The organism is Clostridium bowmanii (assembly GCF_018861315.1).
Lineage (GTDB): Bacteria > Bacillota > Clostridia > Clostridiales > Clostridiaceae > Clostridium_AD > Clostridium_AD bowmanii.
In genome coordinates this window covers 69,969-86,074 of the sequence record NZ_JAHLDL010000012.1, presented here as the reverse complement: position 1 = coordinate 86,074, position 16,106 = coordinate 69,969, and the positions used below count along the sequence as shown (strand labels likewise).

Genomic DNA, 16,106 nt, shown 5'->3' with positions numbered 1-16,106 from the left:
AAGTAATTCTAAAATTTATTGTATTTGCATCTGCTAAAAAATTCAAACTCGCTATCGCTCAAACATGAATTTTTCCTTACGCATATGCAAATACAATAAATTAGAATTACTAAGGTTTGTTCAGACGCATTTTTACGCAACATATACTTTTGTTAGCATCTTATAAGAAAAATTGTTAGTTTGAAAAGTAATTATTATTTTAGAAGGGTAAATAACCTTTAGATTTTAGTTTCTAGAGAAGATAATATAAATGCAATTGAGCATTGTTTTTTATAGCTCATGTATAGTTATATATATTGTCTTGAATTATTCACTTTGTATAGTCCTTGTTTTAATAGTATTGATTTCGAACGCAACAAAAGATTTCACAATTAAGTACAATCTTACTTATCATAATTTTCTTACTTAACGTGATAATTCTTTTTCCTTGCTACTTGTTATTAATTCCCTATATATATATATGATAGCAATAACAAAACTTAGTGCAACAAAACCAAAAGACAGAATTTTATTTTTTATAAAGTCCAATATGATTGGCATTGCTAAAAGAAAATATATTATAAATAAAGGATATGCTAATTTTATAAGTTTTCGAGTTTTTATAAATGCAGACATACTAGTAATAACTAAAAGTAATGTACATATTGGAAACATCATTGTTGGCAATTCAATTTTCATAAATATCATTATACATCCAGCCAAACCAACAATAAATGAAAGCATTTCTAATACCCTTGTTATTAATTTTAATTTCACAAATATCATCTCCATCCTAATTCATTATTAAATTCATATGATGGAATAACAAACTTTATGATTATAATAAGAAAAGTAGCCTAGATACTGAAATATCAGTATCTAGGCTACTTTTTTTCTGCTTTGGAGGCGCCACCCGGATTTGAACCGGGGAATAAAGGTTTTGCAGACCTTGACCTTACCGCTTGGCTATAGCGCCATTAGTTGTAACTGTAATTGGAGCGGAAGACGAGATTCGAACTCGCGACGTTCACCTTGGCAAGGTGACGCTCTACCACTGAGCCACTCCCGCAACATTGGTGGCTAGACCAGGAATCGAACCAGGGACACGAGGATTTTCAGTCCTCTGCTCTACCGACTGAGCTATCCAGCCTTACTAGTTTTTTAAATTTACTTTTTATAAAAATCACCAAATTTAAATGGCGACCCAGAAGGGACTCGGACCCTCGACCTCCGCCGTGACAGGGCGGCACTCTAACCAACTGAGCCACTGGGCCATATGTGGTGGGAACAACAGGGTTCGAACCTGTGACCCTCTGCTTGTAAGGCAGATGCTCTCCCAGCTGAGCTATGCTCCCACATGTCTTCATCAACTATTATAGTCTACATCATTTCATAAAACTTGTCAACAACTTTATATGCTAACCATTTCTTTACTTTAATGTTTGCTTTTTCGTCTTATAAGCACATTTATATATTATATAATTTTGACGTAGTTGTCAACATAAACTATTGCGAGTATCCATAGTTATTTAACTTATGCTCCTCAAATGTCAAATTAACTCTATTTTCCTCCATTTTATAAAACATGGTAATATACTCGGATTTCAATTATGAATTGATACTTTTTAACAATTGTCCAATATCTTCATGATTAAAATCATAATTCTTATTACAAAAATGACATTTAAGTTGTTCTGTTTTACCATCATTATATAATTCTTCTAAATCTTTTTTACCTATACTTATTAATGCCCTCTCAACTCTTTCTCTAGAACAATCACATTTATATGTTGGTACAATCTCTTCAAGTATTTTAAGTTCCATATCTTCAAATATAAATTCTAAAATCTCTTCAATAGTCATACCCTTTGCTATAAATTCAGTTATAGATGGAATCTCTTCGAGTCTATAGGTTATCATATCAGCTAAAAATTCATTTGCATCCGGCATCATTTGAATTATAAACCCTCCTGAAGCTTTTATGCTCATATCTGTATCCACTAAAACTCCGAGGCCCACAGCTGATGGGGTCTGCTCTGAAACAGTAAAGTAATAAGCTAAATCATCTCCAATTTCTCCAGTGCAGATTGGCACCTGTCCTATATATGGTTCCTTTAACCCCATGTCTCTTATAATTCTTAAATAACCGTCCACACCTATAGCTCCACTTACATCAAGTTTTCCTTTGCTATTAGCAGGTAAATCCACATTAGGGTTCCCTATATATCCTTTAACACTTGAATCAGCATGTGCAGTCACTACTACACCCTTAGCCTCTCCGCCTCCATCAATTTGAAGTGTTAAACTATCTTCCTTAGACTTTAGCATGGTCCCCATAAGAGTCCCAGCTGTTAACATTCTCCCCATAGCTGCTGCTGCAGTAGGAGCACATAAATGCATAGTAACTCCCTCATTTACTAAATCCGTAGTTATGGCTGCAATTATTCTAACCTGACCATCCTTTGCAGTAGCTCTAACTAATTTATCCATATACTAAAACCCCCTATAAACTTTCATTATTTTTTTAACACATAACATATTCTCTCTGTGTTTTCGCATACTATTTTATCTTCGTAATTATCCATTTTTTTAATTATTTCGAGTCCAACTTCTTTTATAACACTTTCTATATATTCTTCCTTATAAGCTCTTTCTGAATGCTGCTCATCAAATCGTCTGTACACTTGTCCTTCTTTTGCAAAAAAAGTTAAACTCATTTCTACTATATCATTTTCTAAATAGTTCTCCCAAATATACACTAGATTATCCGAATCAAAATTATAGGTATTATTGCCAAGTACCTTGGTAAGTTTGTAATAAGAGTTAACATCAAAAACAAACAAACCATCTTCTTTTAATAAATCATATACACCCAATAAATATTTTTTAAAATTTTCCTCTTCTAATATATAGTTGGTAGAATCTAAACAACAAGTTATGAGGTTAAATGTATTATTCAAATTTAAATTCAACTCACAAATATCTCGACATAGAAATTTTGCTTTTATGCCTGCGTCTCTGATTTTTTTTTCTGCTACGCATAACATATCACTGGATAAATCAACCGCCCATATATGCTTAAATTCACTTACAATTTCTATAGTAAGATTTCCTGTACCACACGCTAAATCTAGATAGTTCTTCCTATCAATGTTATATTCACTGCATATGCCTAATATCTTTGAAGCCCATGCACTATAATCAATATCAGAATTAATCAGTTCATCATATATATGAGCAAACTCTTTATAACAATCCATTTTAAAATTTCTCCTTTTTCAAAGATTTCTTATTTTGAAACTATAATGATATATAATATTCTAACCTATACACCAATTATTGTCCAAAATAATTTAACATTTTTTAAAAATCTTTGTTTTTAGGGAGATTAATACTCTTCTTTTTTTTAGTCATTAGACCTCCAATTCTACCAGTTTCTTCTGCTGTTAGCCCACTCCAGCCACAAGTCTCAATCTTTTCTATTAAACCTAACTCATCAGCTATTTCATATTTTAATGATTCTCTGAGCATTTCATTTTTAGTTAACACTTTGTTCGTTCTTAATTTAGCTTTAATAACTTTTTTTAAAGGTGTTTTTCCCATGATACCCCTCCCAATTGTAATATCTAATATTTTTTACAATTTGGAGTTCTTTTATTCATAATTTAAAAAATAAAATACACATTTTTTTATATTTAAATTATTACTTATTTATTACGCTTAACAAAAAAAAAATAGTGCAGTAATTTACTTACCGCACTATCTTTTTATTTATAAACCTATATCTATTTTCTGCCTTCAGTATAAGCATATTTGAAGTCATTAGCTCCAAATAATGGTGACATTACTTTTTTTAGATATTTAGCTCTAAAATTGTTTTTAATTCTATATACAGTTGGAGCGATAACAGCATCATCTACTAATAATATCTGTTCTGCTTGTTTAAAGAATTCTGTTCTCTTCTCTGGATCAATTGTGTTAGATGCTTCTTTAATTAAATTATCATACTTTGCATTTGACCAACCAGTTGCAATTATATTAGCTCCAGTCATAAACATATCAAAGAATGTATTTGGATCGTTGTAGTCTCCTGACCATGCCACACCAGCTATTTGGTAGTCATATTGATCAGTTCTCTTTTGAGCTACTGCCCAATCAACATATTCTATTTTTAAGTCTATTCCTAAATTTTTCTTATACATTTGTTGAGTATACTCAGCAAATTCTCTAGCTTGAGCATCAGTTCCAGCTTCTAATAATGTAAATGTTGCTTTTGCTGGATCTACATTTTCTCCAATTTCTTTTAAACCCTCAACTAACAATTTTTTAGCATCTGGATTTGCTGTTTTAAATGCTTTAAGAGGTTCTACTGCAACTTTTTCTCTATAATCTTTTCCACCTATTTGAAGTGTTGGTGGACACCATCCATATGCTGGTTGTGCTAATCCTTTATATAAAACTTTAACGTAATCTTCTCTATCAACAGCTAGACTGAATGCCTGACGTATTTTAGCATTTTTAAAATATTTATCCTTTTGATTAAAATGCATATAACTTTCTGAAGGTTCATTAAATGTTGTTACATTAAATTTATCCGTTGCCTTTAATTTTTGTATCCACTCTGATTTAGCAACTAAAGTATAATCTATTGTACCACTGGATAATGAGTTCATTCTTGCTGTTTCATCTTTCATAATATTAAGAGTTAATTTTTCAAGTTTAACTGAATCCTTGTCCCAATAAGTTGGATTTTTTTCAAATTCCATCTTACTTTGGTGTGCCCAATTTTTCAATATAAATGGTCCATTAAATACCATTGTACTTGCTTCTGTACCGAATTTATCTCCATTTGCTTTAACTATATCTTCTCTTTGAGGATACATAACTTTAAAGTATGTCAAATCTAAGAAATATGGACATGCTTTTTCTAATGTAAATTGCACCGTTTTTGCATCAACTGCCTTAATACCTACTTCTTCAGCCTTAGCTTTTTTAGAATTATATGCTAAAGCATTTTTTATAGGAAATAGAATAAATGCATATGTTGAACCAGTGTCTGGGTTAAGAGCTCTTTTAATTGCGAATTCAAAATCTTGAGCTGTTACTGCTTTTCCATCGTTCCATTTAAGATCTCTTAAATGGAATGTCCATACAGTTTTATCTGCATTAGTTTCCCATTTTTCAGCAGCTGCAGGTTTTATGAGATCTTTACCAGTGTCATCTTGCTCTATTCTAGTTAAACCTTCCATACAGTTAACTAAACTTTCTGATGCATATAAGTCAGTTGCAATTGATGGATCAAGTGACTTTGGCTCAGCCTTTAAATAACCATTTAAAAATTGATCCTTGTCCATTTTAACTGTAGTTGCAGTACCAGGTGTTGCTTCAGGTGTTACAGTAGCTTTCTTTCCACAACCTATTAATGCAACTGAAGCTGTTAGTGAAAGTGTTAGTACAGTAGCCATTAATCTTTTTGTTTTCACGAAAAAACCCCCCTTTAATATGTTTAGACTAGTTTAGACTATTAATAAGAATTTATGAAATCTTACTAATAAATTTAGATAATGAATATATGTTATTATCAATATAATCTGTGTAAAAACACATTGACAATATAACCTATTTAAACTTATTTGCATCATATATAGTAAGTCCACTGCATTGTGCATATTACTTATGTTAAGCACACCAATTTTGCATACTACATAAATTCATATTCTCATAATATACCATCTATTTCAGAAAATCAAGTATAATTTTCTGAATATAGAAATAATACTTTTATTTTATTTTATTTGATTAAATATTTGGAATTTTCTATATATCACAAATCAGTAATTTTAGTCAAATAAGTGACAAGCAACATAATGCTCTTTTTCTATTTCTTTAAGAATTGGTGTCTCAATGCTGCAAATTGGTTTTGCATATCTACATCTAGGTGTAAATCTACAACCCGGTTTTGGATTTATAGGACTTGGTACTTCACCCTCTAGTTTAATTCTAGCCTTATTTCTTTCAACTTCTGGATCTGGTACTGGTATTGCTGATAATAATGCTTGAGTATATGGATGTAATGGTTTTTCATATAAATCATGGCTACTTGCAAGCTCTACCATTGCTCCAAGGTACATTACTCCTACTCTATCTGATATATGTTTAACCATTGATAAGTCATGGGCTATAAATAAATAAGTGAGTCCTAGCTCCTGCTGAAGTTGTATCAATAAATTAACAATCTGCGCTTGAATTGAAACGTCAAGAGCTGAAATAGGCTCATCACATACTATAAATTCTGGTTCTATAGCAAGTGCTCTTGCTATTCCTATTCTTTGTCTTTGTCCACCTGAAAATTCATGTGGAAACCTTGAGCCATGTTCTTTATTAAGTCCTACTAATTGTAAAAGTTCATATACTCTATTAGTCCTTTCTTGGCCAGTGTAAATATTATGAATATCTATACCCTCACCAATTATATCTCCAACAGTCATCCTTGGATTTAATGAAGCATAAGGATCTTGAAATATTATTTGTGCCCTTCTTGTAAAATCTTTTTTTTGTTTCTTATTTAATTTATGAACATCAACTCCATCAAACAATACTTGACCACCAGTTGCACCATACATACCCATTACAGTTCTTCCACAAGTAGTCTTTCCACATCCAGATTCCCCAACAAGTCCTAGTGTTTCACCTTTTCTTATAAAAAAGCTAACATCATCCACCGCTTTTAAGGTAGCATGTTTACCAACTTGAAAGTATTTTTTAAGATTTTTTACCTCTATTAAAATTTCTTTATTATTAACCATTATCTATCACCTCTTAATGCTTCCGGAATATCAATATTTGGTGCCATAGAATGTTTTAACCAACAGCAAACTTCATGGTTTTCACTTAAAGTTGTAACTTCTGGCATTTCTTCTCTACATATTTGCATACAATACTCGCATCTTGCTGCAAATGAACATCCTACTGGTGGTTTAAGTAAATCCGGTGGTGTTCCTTGGAGCGAATAAAGTTTGCCCTTATTTTTTGTGTCTAGTCTTGGAACTGATTGAAGCAATGCCCAAGTATATGGGTGTTGTGGATTTTTAAATATTTCGTCTACTGTTCCATGCTCTATTATTTGTCCTGCATACATTACTTGTATCCTATCTGCAACATCTGCAACAATTCCCAAATCATGAGTTACAAGAATAACTGCTGTTCCAAGCTTTTCTTGAAGATCTGCAATAAGATCCATTATTTGAGCTTGTATTGTTACGTCTAGTGCAGTTGTTGGTTCGTCTGCTATAAGTATTTTAGGATTACAAGCTAGTGCTATAGCAATCATAGCCCTTTGCCTCATACCACCAGAAAATTCATGTGGATATTGGTGTGCACGTTTATCTGCATCAGGAATGTTAACTAGATCTAACATTTTTATTGCTTCATTCATAGCTTCAGTCTTACTCATGCCTCTGTGTATAATTAAGCTTTCTGCTATTTGTTTTCCAATAGTCATTGTTGGGTTTAATGAAGTCATAGGATCTTGGAATATCATAGAAATATCTGAACCCCTGAGCTCCCTAAGTTCTTTTTCTGACATAAGACTAACATCTCTGCCATCAAATAGTATCTTTGAACCCTTTTTTATTTCTCCCGGTGGCTCTGGAATTAATCTCATAAGGGATTTCGAAGTAACAGTTTTGCCACATCCAGATTCTCCAACTACAGCTAAGGTTTCTCCTTTTTTCAAGTAAAAAGAAATTCCTCTTACTGCTTGTACCTCACCAGCATAAGTATGAAATGAAACTCTTAAATTATTTACTTCTAATATTTTTTCCATGATTTTTCCTCCCTATTGACGTAATCTCGGATCTAGAGCATCTCTTAAACCATCACCAAGCAATGTAAATGCTAACATAGTTAAACTAATAAATAGCGATGGGTAGAATAACTGATAAGGATAAAACATTAAGTTTGGTTGTGCTCCAGCTGCTAGCGCTCCCCAACTTGTATTTGGTGATTGAATCCCTTGCCCTAAATAACTTAAGAAGGCTTCTCCAAATATAAAGGCTGGAATGTCGAAAGTAATAGCTACAATCATTATACCTAAAGTATTTGGAAGTAAGTGTTTCGCAATAATTCTTGAAGGATTAGCACCTAGCGCCGCAGCAGCTAGTACATATTCCTGTTCTTTTATTTGTAATAACTGTCCACGTACAAGTCTTGCCATTGAAACCCATCCTGTTATAGTCATGGCAATAATAATAGCCCAAATACCTTTATGCAATATTAGTGAAACCAATATAACAACTACTAAATAAGGAATACTGGCGAGTATCTCAACTATTCTCATCATAACGTCATCAATAAACCCACCGTAAAACCCAGATATTCCGCCGTATATACCACCTACTACAGTGTCTATAAAAGCTCCTACAAGTCCTATAATTATAGAAATTCTACCTCCTGCCCAGACCCTTGAAAACATATCACGTCCAAGATTATCTGTTCCAAACCAATGTTTCATATTTGGTGCAGCATTTAATAACGAGTCATTTTTAGCTTCAAAACTAAATCCATTAATATATTGTCCAAAAATAGTCATAAGTGTTATTAAAATCAGTATTATTAATGAGGCAGTAGCCACTTTATTTTGTCTTAATCTTCTCCACGCATCTTGCCAATAGGTGATACTAGGTCTTAATATTTCCTCAGCATTAGCATTTGCACATCCAATTATTTCAAACTTTTCTTTCGATAACTGTACCATACTTATCCCCCTATCTCTTTTCTCCAGTTAATCTTATTCTTGGATCAATTACTCCGTATAATATGTCCACTAAAACATATGCAATTATTACTAACGAACATAAGAAAACCGTTTGTCCCATAATCATAGTGTAATCTCTATCGGTTATTGAAGTTACAAAATTAAAACCAAACCCTGGAATTGAAAATATAGTTTCTACAACGAAAGAACCTACGAATACATTCGCCACTTGTGGTCCTAGTAATGTGATGGCTGGAAGTATGGCATTTCTAATAACATGTTTCCATACTAAACTAAGTTTTGTGACACCTTTAGATTTTGCTGTTAATATATAATCTTGCCCTATTATGTCAAGAGTATTTGCTCTCATATATCTTGCATAAGTAGCTATAGACACAAAACTTAAGGCTATACTTGGTAATATAGTATATTCAAATCCACCCCATCCCATTGTTGGGAGCCAAGTATTTTTAACTGTAAAGAAGTATTGAAGTACAGATGCCATAACAAAGCTTGGTATAGAAATACCTATTATTGCTATAAACATAACTAGATAATCTGGCCATTTGCCTCTATTAAAGGCTGCAAATATTCCAAGGGTTACTCCTATAAAAAATCCCATTGAAAGAGCCTGTCCACCAAGTCTTGCTGATACTGGTGCATGTAATTTTATAACATCAGAAACTGATCTTCCTTGGTAAGCAAGAGATTCTCCTAAATCTCCATGAAGCACAATGTTCCCCATAAACTTTCCATACTGTACTATAACTGGCTGGTCTAATCCATACTTTGCCATAAAATTTGCTCTTATTTGTTCCGGCAATTTTCTTGCCATGCCTGCTAATGGATCTCCTGGGATAGCATGTATTAACATAAACGTGATGGTAGCTACTATCCATAGAGTAACAAACATATATCCTAATCTCTTAAGTATAAATTTAAACATTTTTTAAACTCCCCCCCATCATTAATTTTTAAAAAGTTGATTTTATTTTCATTCATCACAAATCAAGCAGAAAACTCAAGTAAACCTTTTCATTTTTATATGATTATTTAAAAAACAAAATATAATGAACACTTCTTCTATTAATAAAATATAATCATATATTACATTGGATTTACTTAATTGCAAAAATATTTACATTGTAAATATTCCAACAATTTTAAATTCTAACATTAATCAAAATTTAAACTAACAAATAATTAGCTATAGTTAGCTTAAGCCATCCTTTGTAATTTATCTGAAAACTGTTTTTGTTTGGGTTTAAGATACATGATATAACATATTAAAATGGAAATCAAGATAATTTCGTTTTAATAATGGTCATTTTGTTAACTTATAATGTTTTTTGTAATTTTGATGTTTTTCTATAGCACAATTAAAATTAGATTGAAATTTTAACTTTGTATACGACATTATCTGTTGTTTTTCTCATTTTAATTATTTGCTTCGCTAAATTAACATTTTCAATATATTTTATTGCTTTTCAATAAAATTCCCCCTTATATTAATGTGAGTTTATATAGCAATAAGTAAAATACTTATTAAGCCCAAATTATGATTTTTCAGAATAAAATGCTATCATTTTAAAAATATACCCTTAAAACTACTTTTTAAAATCAGTTTTGAATTTTAAATGCATTGTAACTTTCACAAACAACAAGGAATAAAAAAAATATGTAAATTCAAGTTATAAACGAAACAGTTTTAATAGACTTTAATGCAACATAAAATCCTATTCACGGTATTTATATCATACCAATTTTTATATTCAATTATAGTTTCATTATACTGAACAATGTGAAATTTGAACTATTTCACATGATTATTATCATTTTTCTGTTATCATACTAGCACGGTTTTTGTAAGTTGTCAAACTTATTTGTCGTTACTAATTGTAACTGCCGCCATTCATGTTAGGCAATGATGCTATTTAAAATATCCATGCTATTATTTCATAATTATAATATTATGAATTCTTTCTTGCAAGCAATATATTTCTAATTTTCAACTTTTTTTTTAAAAGTATATATATTTTCACATATGGGCTATATAATATAATAAAGAGGGCTATATAATATAGTAAAGAAGAATATTTTAGTGATAGTATATATATTATTGAAAATTATTATTAATTAATATTAAAAATACATCACTAAAAGCAATTTAAATTAATAAATATATAGTAATAAAAATAAAATAGTCATTTAAGAATAAAAACTAATAAATATTATTCTTAAATAAACTATGAGGAGGTAATCACATGAGTATTTTTAAATGTTCTGGTGTTGCAATAGTTACTCCATTTAATGAAAGAGGAGTAGATTTCAAAAAACTAGAAGAGTTAATCGAATGGCAGATTAGCAGTAAGACAGATGCTATTATAGTATGTGGTACTACAGGTGAAGCTTCAACTATGACAGAACAGGAAAGAAAAGAAACTATAAAATTTGTGGTTGATGTAGTTAACAAAAGGATTCCAGTAATTGCTGGTACAGGTAGTAACAACACTTCCTCTGCCATAAGTATGAGCAAATGGGCAGAAAAAATAGGGGTAGACGGTTTACTTGTAATTACACCTTACTATAATAAGACTACACAGAAAGGCCTATTTGAACATTTTAAAGCAATTGCAAATAGTGTAACCTCACCAATAATAATATATAACGTTCCTTCAAGAACAGGTCTTAATATTACTCCAGCAACTCTTCTAAAATTATGCGTAATATCAAATATTGTTGCGATTAAAGAAGCAAGTGGTGATATAAGTCAGATAGCACAAATTAAATCTCTATGCGGAGATAACTTAGATATTTATTCAGGTAACGATGACCAAGTTATACCTATACTTTCTCTAGGTGCTATTGGAGTTATATCTGTTCTTGCAAATATAATTCCTACAGACATTCATAATATGTGTGAATTATATTTAAAGGGTGAGCATACAGAAGCACTAAATATTCAATTAGGATATCTTCCTCTTAATAGTGCTGTATTTATAGAAACTAATCCTATCCCTATAAAAACAGCTATGAATCTTATGGGAATGAAAGTGGGTACTTTAAGATTGCCCTTATGTGAAATGGAAGAAAATACGCTGCAAATTCTGAAAAAAGAATTAAAAGCATATAATATCCCTTTAAAGGAGGAGATTTAATGATTCGAATGCTTCTAAACGGGTGTAATGGAAAAATGGGTAAAGTAATTTCTGAAATGACTAAAGCATCTAAAACTATTTCAATTGTTTCTGGTGTTGACAGAAATTCATCTAATATAGATTATCCGTGTTACAACAGCATAGATGAATGCAAAGAGGAAATAGATGTAATTTTGGATTTTTCAAGACCAGATGCTTTAAATTCACTATGCAAGTATGTTAAAGAAAAGAATATTCCTATTGTATTCTGCACCACTGGTTATTCGCCAGAACAATTAGGTGAAATTCATGATCTTAGCACCGAGATAGCAGTATTTCACTCTGCAAATATGTCTATAGGCATAAATATTATTAATAATATGCTTAAACGTATCAGTAATATGCTTTATAATGATTTTGACATTGAGATAATTGAAAAGCACCATAATCAAAAAGTAGATGCTCCTAGTGGTACTGCACTGCTTCTTGCAAATACAATTAAAAATTCTATTAAAGAAGAGACCACCTTCGTATGCGGCCGAGATGGCATAAGTAAAAGACAACCTAATGAAATAGGGATTCATGCTATAAGAGGTGGAAATATTGTAGGTGATCACGAAATCATATTTGCGGGAAAGGGAGAATGTATTGAAATCAAGCATACTGCAATCTCAAGAGAAGTTTTCGCAATAGGTGCATTAAAAGCCTGTGAATATATATACAAAAAAGAGTGTGGTCTATACAGCATGGATGATGTAGTTATTATGTCAAATTAGTTTTTTAAAAATGAATTATAGACTTAGAAACATTAAAGCAGTGTGATAAAATCTTTTATCACACTGCTTTAATGTTTCATGGATTTTTAAACCGGCTCAGTTTTATTTAAATCATTAATCCATTTTTCCATTCTGTCTAGACCCTCTTTTAATACTTCTAAGCTATAAGAATAGGAAATTCGTATAAAACCCTCGCCTCCTGCGCCAAAAGCCGACCCAGGAACAACAGCAACCTTACCTTCATATAACAGTCTATTACAGAATTCTTCGCTGCTCATAGAAAATTTTGATATAGAAGGGAATATATAAAACGCTCCCTTAGGGAGGGTTACATCCATTCCCATTTCACTCAATCTTTTATATACATATTCTTTTCTCTTTTCGAACTCAATTTTCATATTATTAACATCATTCATACTCCATCGCAATCCCGCGTAGGCACCCCATTGAGATATAGATGCTGCACAAGAGACATTATATTGATGTACTTTCATTATATTATCCATAATATATTTGCTAGCACAAAGATACCCAATTCTAAGGCCAGTCATGGAAAACATTTTAGAAAACCCACTGACCAAAACCACCCTATCTCTTAATTCATGGATTTGAGCTAGTGAGTAATAGTTTTCATAACATAAGGAGCTATAAATTTCATCGCTTATTATATAAATATCTTTTTCTTTTAGAAGTTGAAAAAGTTTATCTCTTTCTTCCTGTGATAGTGTTGCTCCCGTGGGGTTAGAAGGATATGACACCACTAAAAGCTTTGGATTTTCTTCATTAATAAGTTTACTTAAATTTTCAAAATCAATAGTAAAGTCGCTGTTAAGGTTGTAATTAACTACTTCCCCTCCAAAAAGCTTAACACAGCTCTCATAGGCAGGATAAGCTGGCGATGCCACAAGAACTTTATCTCCAGGGTTTAAAAATGCAGCAAACGCACACATTAGTGCCTCACTTCCACCAACAGTAACAACTATTTCATCTAATAAATAGTTAATGTCCATTCCACTTAAAAAGTTAGAAATCTCCTGTCGTAGCTCGGGAATTCCTGCATTAGCTGTGTATTCTGTTTTATTTTGATGTATAGCAGAAATCATGGCATTTTTAATATTTTCAGGTACCGGGAAATCAGGTTGCCCAAGAGTAAGTGAAACTGCTCCTTGAACCTTTGTAACCTTATTAAAAAACTTTCTAATTCCAGAAATCTCTAGGTTTTTTACATTATTTGAAAATACGTTATCCATAATATCATCCTTTACAAGTGTTTTTACTTTTTAGTGTTTAATTATAAACATTTTACTATATAAACGAATAAAAAACAGTAGTTTTTGAATTTTTAAAACATAATATTAATATTTCCCTTTAAATTATGTAAGATTTACTATATGCTTTATAGGATACATAGTTTTATCTTAAAATTTTGTTTTTAATTTAACCTATATTTTTATTATAAATAACAAAATGTGGTATTATAAAATGAAATATATGCATAAAAACAATAATTTGGATTAATACTTATAATACGGAAGGAGAATTACTATGAACTATGATTTAACAGACCCTTATGAAATAGCAAGATATATAAAAGAAGCTAAAAAGGCTACTCCAATTAAACTCTATATTGATGGCGATTTATCACAATGCCAATTTGGAAATATAGAAAATTTTGGTAGCGGCAATTTTTATATGCTTTTTGGTGAAAGTGACGAGGTATCTGATTTTCTAATAAAATATAAAGGTAAAATTAAAAAGTCTAAACTGGAACTAGACAGACGAAACTCTGCCATTCCTTTAATAGACCTAAAAAATATTGATGCCAGAATCGAACCAGGTGCAATTATAAGAGATAAGGTTAGCATAGGTAAAAATGCCGTTATAATGATGGGTGCTGTAATTAATATAGGCGCTGAAATTGGCGATGAGACCATGGTAGATATGAATGCAGTGGTTGGTGCAAGAGGAAAGTTAGGCAGACGAGTTCATTTAGGTGCAGGTGCTGTAGTAGCAGGAGTTTTAGAACCACCAAGCAAAAGTCCTTGTGAAATTGGCGACAATGTTCTAATTGGAGCAAATGCTGTAATACTCGAAGGAGTAAAAATTGGTAAAAACTCTGTAGTAGCAGCCGGATCAGTAGTTGTAAATGATGTGCCTGAAAATGTTGTAGTTGCTGGAACCCCAGCAAAAATAATAAAAAACGTAGATAGTGCCACTAAAGAAAAAACTAAATTACTTGATGATTTAAGAAAATAAAAAGGAAAAGAGCAAGTATTACTATAAATGCAATTCACATCGCTGAGTAATTCTAATCTAATTTTAATGAGAAATGCTAAAAAGTGCAAACTCGCGCTAGCGCTCAAACATGCACTTTTCTTAACGCATTTTTCATTAAAATTAGCTTGAATTACTAAAGCTTATTCATATGCATTTTACGTAATACTTGCTCTTTTTTGCCGTAAAAAACTTGTTCAAATGAATTTTCCTTAATAAGATTCCCTTTCAACCAGCTAAAAGTGAAAGTTGAATCTGAAATCAATTTAATGAATTTTTCACAATGTTTTCAATGGACTAAAGTCCACAGTTGAAATTTATATTTATATTAGATAACGTCTAGAGCTTCAAAATCTTGCTCTTCATCAATTATCGTATCTGATTCTACTATGTTCTCACCATCTTTATTAACCTTTTCCATTTTTGATATAGAAACTTCATATGCCACTTTTCTTATAACTTCATCTTCAGATAATTTTTTTTGATATTCTCTACTCTGAAGTCTTCCCCAAATCCTTATATTATCTCCTACTTCAAGACTTTTGCAAAACCTAGAATTTCTTCCCCAGGCAATTGTAGGTATATAATCAGATTTATTATACAATCTGTTAACTGCTAGAAGCATATCGGCAATCTCTCGTCCAAAAGGTGTGGTCCTATAAACTGGACTTTTGCAAATATATCCATCTAAAAATATTTGGTTTGGATTTTTACTTCGTTCTTCACAAATTTTAATATCCCTAGCAAAGACTGTTAAGATTAATCTATTAGATCCATCAACAAATTTATTGTAAGATCTAAGTTGGCCTTCAACTATAAACTCATTTCCTACGTGAATACTCATACCTGCGATTAATCTTTCAGAAATTGTTATAGTTAAAATATCTGTTGTTTCACTGAGTCTCCAAACCTCAAAATCAAATACATAAAACCCTTCCCCATACATTTCATGACTAAATTTTAGTTCAGTTACTACCTTTCCTTCTAAATAAATCTTGTTATTTAACATAACATTATCCATCATAACCCCTCTTTCCCTTAGTTTTTTTAATAAAATTTCCTTAGAATATAAGTATTCAGTTTTTTAATGTAATATACCTAATATTAATATAATTTTGTTTATGACATTCAAATAAATACCCCCTTATTCATTCGAACCTATCTCATATATATTTTGTCAAAATT

At 31.2% G+C, this 16,106-nt stretch carries 14 protein-coding genes and 5 tRNA genes; 3 read left to right on the top strand and 16 right to left on the bottom strand.

The genetic code is table 11. The features are described from left to right. Positions 1-405: 405 nt before the first annotated feature. The 14 genes from KPL51_RS10020 to KPL51_RS09955 form a co-directional block, all read right to left on the bottom strand. Complete coding sequence (locus KPL51_RS10020; protein ID WP_216160371.1) at positions 406-756, bottom strand: hypothetical protein; 351 nt, start codon at positions 754-756, stop codon at positions 406-408. A 124-nt stretch (positions 757-880) separates the two neighbouring features. Then, a tRNA-Cys gene (locus KPL51_RS10015) sits at positions 881-955 on the bottom strand. 18 nt (positions 956-973) lie between these two features. Beyond that, a tRNA-Gly gene (locus tag KPL51_RS10010) sits at positions 974-1,048 on the bottom strand. A gap of 5 nt (positions 1,049-1,053) precedes the next feature. After that, positions 1,054-1,129 (bottom strand) — tRNA-Phe (locus tag KPL51_RS10005). A 47-nt stretch (positions 1,130-1,176) separates the two neighbouring features. After that, positions 1,177-1,253, bottom strand: a tRNA-Asp gene (locus KPL51_RS10000). A gap of 5 nt (positions 1,254-1,258) precedes the next feature. Beyond that, positions 1,259-1,334: transfer RNA gene (locus KPL51_RS09995), tRNA-Val, on the bottom strand. Positions 1,335-1,587: 253 nt separating this feature from the next. After that, positions 1,588-2,469 carry an Hsp33 family molecular chaperone HslO gene (gene hslO / locus KPL51_RS09990; protein WP_216160368.1) on the bottom strand — a complete coding sequence of 294 codons (882 nt, stop codon included), beginning with the start codon at positions 2,467-2,469 and terminating at the stop codon, positions 1,588-1,590. 26 nt (positions 2,470-2,495) lie between these two features. Next, positions 2,496-3,239 (bottom strand): class I SAM-dependent DNA methyltransferase, encoded by a 744-nt coding sequence (locus KPL51_RS09985; RefSeq protein WP_216160365.1) that lies wholly within the window; start codon positions 3,237-3,239, stop codon positions 2,496-2,498. A gap of 103 nt (positions 3,240-3,342) precedes the next feature. After that, on the bottom strand, positions 3,343-3,582 hold the full coding sequence (locus tag KPL51_RS09980) for an alpha/beta-type small acid-soluble spore protein (RefSeq protein WP_216160363.1): 240 nt from the start codon (positions 3,580-3,582) through the stop codon (positions 3,343-3,345). 182 nt (positions 3,583-3,764) lie between these two features. Continuing rightward, positions 3,765-5,462, bottom strand: a complete 1,698-nt coding sequence (locus KPL51_RS09975) for a peptide ABC transporter substrate-binding protein (RefSeq protein WP_216160361.1) — start codon at positions 5,460-5,462, stop codon at positions 3,765-3,767. 357 nt (positions 5,463-5,819) lie between these two features. Further along, positions 5,820-6,785, bottom strand: a complete 966-nt coding sequence (locus KPL51_RS09970) for an ABC transporter ATP-binding protein (RefSeq protein ID WP_216160358.1) — start codon at positions 6,783-6,785, stop codon at positions 5,820-5,822. Next, a complete protein-coding gene (locus KPL51_RS09965) occupies positions 6,785-7,804 on the bottom strand; it encodes an ABC transporter ATP-binding protein (protein WP_216160355.1) in 1,020 nt (339 codons plus the stop codon). Before KPL51_RS09965 ends, KPL51_RS09970 begins: the two co-directional genes overlap by 1 nt. 12 nt (positions 7,805-7,816) lie before the next feature. Continuing rightward, positions 7,817-8,734 carry an ABC transporter permease gene (locus KPL51_RS09960; protein ID WP_216160351.1) on the bottom strand — a complete coding sequence of 306 codons (918 nt, stop codon included), beginning with the start codon at positions 8,732-8,734 and terminating at the stop codon, positions 7,817-7,819. A 10-nt stretch (positions 8,735-8,744) separates the two neighbouring features. Continuing rightward, complete coding sequence (locus KPL51_RS09955; protein ID WP_216160349.1) at positions 8,745-9,680, bottom strand: ABC transporter permease; 936 nt, start codon at positions 9,678-9,680, stop codon at positions 8,745-8,747. Between the two features lie 1,318 nt (positions 9,681-10,998). Here KPL51_RS09955 and dapA point away from each other — a divergent pair. Both dapA and dapB read left to right on the top strand, forming a co-directional pair. Further along, the gene (dapA, locus tag KPL51_RS09950; protein ID WP_216160346.1) at positions 10,999-11,892 is read left to right on the top strand and encodes a 4-hydroxy-tetrahydrodipicolinate synthase; all 894 of its coding nucleotides are present in this window, start codon (positions 10,999-11,001) and stop codon (positions 11,890-11,892) included. Continuing rightward, the gene (gene dapB / locus KPL51_RS09945) at positions 11,892-12,647 is read left to right on the top strand and encodes a 4-hydroxy-tetrahydrodipicolinate reductase (protein WP_216160343.1); all 756 of its coding nucleotides are present in this window, start codon (positions 11,892-11,894) and stop codon (positions 12,645-12,647) included. Before dapA ends, dapB begins: the two co-directional genes overlap by 1 nt. Positions 12,648-12,733: 86 nt before the next feature. Here dapB and KPL51_RS09940 read toward each other — a convergent pair whose 3' ends face one another. After that, complete coding sequence (locus KPL51_RS09940; RefSeq protein WP_216160340.1) at positions 12,734-13,897, bottom strand: pyridoxal phosphate-dependent aminotransferase; 1,164 nt, start codon at positions 13,895-13,897, stop codon at positions 12,734-12,736. A 295-nt stretch (positions 13,898-14,192) separates the two neighbouring features. Between KPL51_RS09940 and dapD the strand changes: the two genes are divergently transcribed. Next, a complete protein-coding gene (dapD, locus tag KPL51_RS09935; protein WP_216160337.1) occupies positions 14,193-14,903 on the top strand; it encodes a 2,3,4,5-tetrahydropyridine-2,6-dicarboxylate N-acetyltransferase in 711 nt (236 codons plus the stop codon). A 346-nt stretch (positions 14,904-15,249) separates the two neighbouring features. Here the strand turns inward: dapD and KPL51_RS09930 are convergent, their stop codons facing one another. Continuing rightward, the gene (locus KPL51_RS09930; protein ID WP_216160334.1) at positions 15,250-15,942 is read right to left on the bottom strand and encodes a single-stranded DNA-binding protein; all 693 of its coding nucleotides are present in this window, start codon (positions 15,940-15,942) and stop codon (positions 15,250-15,252) included. Between the last annotated feature and the right edge of the window lie 164 nt (positions 15,943-16,106).

Excerpts from the sequence above, each read along its gene's own strand:
- KPL51_RS09985 (WP_216160365.1), bottom strand. The coding sequence starts at position 3,239 with ATGGATTGTTATAAAGAGTTTGCTCATATATATGATGAACTGATTAAT.
- KPL51_RS09940 (WP_216160340.1), bottom strand. The coding sequence starts at position 13,897 with ATGGATAACGTATTTTCAAATAATGTAAAAAACCTAGAGATTTCTGGA.
- dapA (WP_216160346.1), top strand. The coding sequence starts at position 10,999 with ATGAGTATTTTTAAATGTTCTGGTGTTGCAATAGTTACTCCATTTAAT.
- KPL51_RS09955 (WP_216160349.1), bottom strand. The coding sequence starts at position 9,680 with ATGTTTAAATTTATACTTAAGAGATTAGGATATATGTTTGTTACTCTA.
- KPL51_RS09960 (WP_216160351.1), bottom strand. The coding sequence starts at position 8,734 with ATGGTACAGTTATCGAAAGAAAAGTTTGAAATAATTGGATGTGCAAAT.
- dapD (WP_216160337.1), top strand. The coding sequence starts at position 14,193 with ATGAACTATGATTTAACAGACCCTTATGAAATAGCAAGATATATAAAA.
- KPL51_RS09965 (WP_216160355.1), bottom strand. The coding sequence starts at position 7,804 with ATGGAAAAAATATTAGAAGTAAATAATTTAAGAGTTTCATTTCATACT.
- KPL51_RS09980 (WP_216160363.1), bottom strand. The coding sequence starts at position 3,582 with ATGGGAAAAACACCTTTAAAAAAAGTTATTAAAGCTAAATTAAGAACG.
- KPL51_RS09930 (WP_216160334.1), bottom strand. The coding sequence starts at position 15,942 with ATGGATAATGTTATGTTAAATAACAAGATTTATTTAGAAGGAAAGGTA.
- hslO (WP_216160368.1), bottom strand. The coding sequence starts at position 2,469 with ATGGATAAATTAGTTAGAGCTACTGCAAAGGATGGTCAGGTTAGAATA.
- dapB (WP_216160343.1), top strand. The coding sequence starts at position 11,892 with ATGATTCGAATGCTTCTAAACGGGTGTAATGGAAAAATGGGTAAAGTA.
- KPL51_RS09970 (WP_216160358.1), bottom strand. The coding sequence starts at position 6,785 with ATGGTTAATAATAAAGAAATTTTAATAGAGGTAAAAAATCTTAAAAAA.